The organism is Alcanivorax sp., from assembly GCF_014762765.1.
Classification (GTDB): Bacteria; Pseudomonadota; Gammaproteobacteria; order Pseudomonadales; family Alcanivoracaceae; genus Alcanivorax.
In genome coordinates this window covers 30,267-32,972 of sequence record NZ_JABURH010000074.1, presented here as the reverse complement: position 1 = coordinate 32,972, position 2,706 = coordinate 30,267, and the positions used below count along the sequence as shown (strand labels likewise).

General features: G+C 59.5%; 4 protein-coding genes. 1 reads left to right on the top strand and 3 read right to left on the bottom strand.

Annotation, left to right across the window (positions count from 1 at the left end; genetic code table 11):
• Positions 1-870: 6-phosphofructokinase (locus HUJ17_RS03385; RefSeq protein WP_290509352.1), on the top strand; the 870-nt coding region annotated here is incomplete at its 5' end.
• Between the two features lie 237 nt (positions 871-1,107).
• On the opposite strand, the gene HUJ17_RS03380 is transcribed toward HUJ17_RS03385, so the two are convergent.
• The 3 genes from HUJ17_RS03380 to HUJ17_RS03370 form a co-directional block, all read right to left on the bottom strand.
• A complete protein-coding gene (locus HUJ17_RS03380; RefSeq protein ID WP_290509351.1) occupies positions 1,108-1,524 on the bottom strand; it encodes a VOC family protein in 417 nt (138 codons plus the stop codon).
• A gap of 115 nt (positions 1,525-1,639) precedes the next feature.
• Positions 1,640-2,428, bottom strand: a complete 789-nt coding sequence (gene murI / locus HUJ17_RS03375; RefSeq protein WP_290509350.1) for a glutamate racemase — start codon at positions 2,426-2,428, stop codon at positions 1,640-1,642.
• Positions 2,429-2,503: 75 nt separating this feature from the next.
• Positions 2,504-2,706, bottom strand: a 203-nt coding sequence (locus HUJ17_RS03370; RefSeq protein WP_290509349.1) for a GNAT family protein, incomplete at its 5' end; no start/stop codon positions are given.

Sequence of the window (2,706 nt, the reverse complement as noted above, 5' to 3'; positions counted from 1 at the left end):
TACCCGATCCAGGCCATCCACGTGCCCAAGACCGTGGACAACGACCTGCCCTTCACTGACGTGAGTCCTGGCTTCGGCTCCGTGGCCAAGTACACCGCGGTAAGCTGCCGCGAGGCGGCCCTGGACGTAGCCAGTATGTGCGCCACCTCCACCAAGGTGTTCGTCATGGAAGTAATGGGCCGCCACGCCGGCTGGATCGCCGCCGCTGCCGGCCTGGCAAAGGAAGACAATGACGACGCTCCGCACCTGATCCTGTTCCCGGAAATCGCCTTCGACAAGGCCGCCTTCATGAAGAAGGTAGAAGCCACCGTGAATAAAGTGGGCTACTGCGTAATCGTGGTCTCTGAAGGCGCCCGCTATGAAGATGGCACCTTCCTGGCCGACGCCGGTAACACCGATGCCTTCGGCCACAAGCAGCTCGGCGGCGTGGCCCCGGTGATTGCCCAGATGGTCAAGGATGAACTGGGCTACAAATACCATTGGGCGGTGAGCGACTACCTGCAACGGGCCGCCCGCCATATCGCTTCCGCCACTGATGTGGAGCAGGCCTACGCCGTGGGCCGCGCCGCCGTGGAATTCGCCGTGGCCGGCAAGAACGCAGTGATGCCCACCATCGAGCGCAAGAAAACCAAGAAATACAGCTGGACCATCGGCGAGGCGCCCCTGAAGAAAGTGGCCAACGTGGAAAAGAAAATGCCGCGCAAGTTCATCACCAAAGATGGCTTTGGTATCACCCCCAGCGCCCGCGAGTATCTGGCCCCGCTGATCGGCGGCGAATCATATCCGCCGTACAAGGATGGCCTGCCGCAATTCGCCAAGCTGAAACTGGCCCCGGTGGCCAAGAAGCTGAACGACGCGTTCGAGGTGTAAGCGCACCCCGATACGACAAACGCCCCGCATTGCGGGGCGTTTTTGTTTGTGCTGAAAAGCTGGCCCCGCAGGAGCGCCTCTGTTCCCTGCGGGTAGGCGGCGTGATCAAAGGCGTCGAAAGACAAATATCACCACAGAGGACACAGAGATCACTGAGGAAAAAAAGGGTTCTCTCTGTGCCCTCTGTGGTGAAAGCGCTTTTGATCCTGGCCTGTAATCCCACCGCCAGCGGCGCTCCTACGACGCCTGGGCATCCCCCATCGCCGCCATGTCCATCCACATCATTTCCCACACATGCCCATCCGGGTCCGCCAGGTTACGGTTATACATGAACCCCAGATCCTGAACCGGGTTGATATCTGCCGTGCCGCCATTGTCCGCAGCGGCCTTATTCACGGCATCCACCGCATCACGACTGTCAAAGGACAGTGCCAGCATCACTTCACTGGAAGAGGAAGGCGGAATCGGCCGGTCGGTGAAGGTCCGCCACTTGTCATGGGTCAGCAGCATCACATGGATGGCCTCACTCCACACCATGCAGGCGGCAGTCTCGTCAGTGAATTGCGGATTGTTCTCGAAGCCCAGCGCGGTATAAAACGCCATGGACGCTTTAAGATCTGCTACCGGCAGGTTTACAAAAATCATTCTGGTCATGCTGCTGTCTCCCAAGGGTTAGTTCAAAACAGCCATGCGTGCTGTCATCACCTTATCGAACTGCCCTTGGCGTTTTCGACACAGCCATCACATTTTTTAGCGAGACGCTTCGCCCCTATAGCGGATAAACGGCCTTACCCGGCCCCCACAAGCGGTCAATCTGTCGGCCGAACACCGCCAGTTCGCCACTGGTGTAAAATGCTTCATCCCCGCTTTTTCCGGATTCCGCCAGCAACCCCTCGCACGCCAATCGCCGCACCACTTCCCGGGCCACCGCCGACTCGGTGCTGACAATCTGCACCCCTGGCCCCGCCACCTGCGCAATGCGCTCGGCAAGGTAGTTGTAATGGGTGCAGCCCAGCACAATGGTGTCCGCGCCCTTCTCCAGTAGCGGCGCGATATAGCGGTTCAGCAATACCAAGGTCTCGTGGTCATCAAAACGCAACGCCTCAATCTGGCCCACCAGATCCGGGCAGGGCTGCACCTCGATGCTCACCGTGCTGGAAAACCGTGCCGCCAGAGCGCTGAAGGAATGGGTCTGCAGGGTTCTGGGCGTGGCCAACACTCCCACCACTCGGCTACGGGTGGCCAGCACCGCCGGCTTCACCCCAGGCTCCACACCGATAATTGGCACCGAGCAGGTAGCCCGTAGCTGCGCAATGGCGGAGGTGGTCGCGGTATTGCACGCCACCACCACGGCTTTGGCCCCCTGCCCCAGCAGGAAATCCGTCACCGTGTTCATCCGCTCCAGAATAAAGTCATCGGATTTGTCGCCATAGGGCGCATGACGGGAGTCGGCCACATAGAGGATATCGTCGGCAGGCAGTAGCTCACGGACCTTCGCGGCCACGGAAAGGCCGCCGATGCCGGAGTCGAAAATACCGATGGGATGGGAATGGGGCATGGCTGGATAGGGGTCGGTTTAATTATTGGGAGATAGTGTACTCGACCGGGACAGAAACTGGGAAAGAGTTGGGTATCAGCCCCGATACTCTGTCGCAAGCAGCGAATAGAGCGCCTGGTCCACGTAGCCGGTATACAGCCACTCGCTCTGACTGAGCGTCGCTTCATGGGTAAACCCAAGCCGTTCCGCTATGGCCCGGCTTCTGTGATTATCAACCGCGCAGCGGATCTCGATTTTGTTCAGGTCGAAATCGTCAAAACCCATCTTCAGCAGCGACC

Bases quoted from the DNA above. Each gene is read 5' to 3' on its own strand.
- HUJ17_RS03380 (WP_290509351.1), bottom strand. From the start codon at position 1,524: ATGACCAGAATGATTTTTGTAAACCTGCCGGTAGCAGATCTTAAAGCG.
- murI (WP_290509350.1), bottom strand. From the start codon at position 2,428: ATGCCCCATTCCCATCCCATCGGTATTTTCGACTCCGGCATCGGCGGC.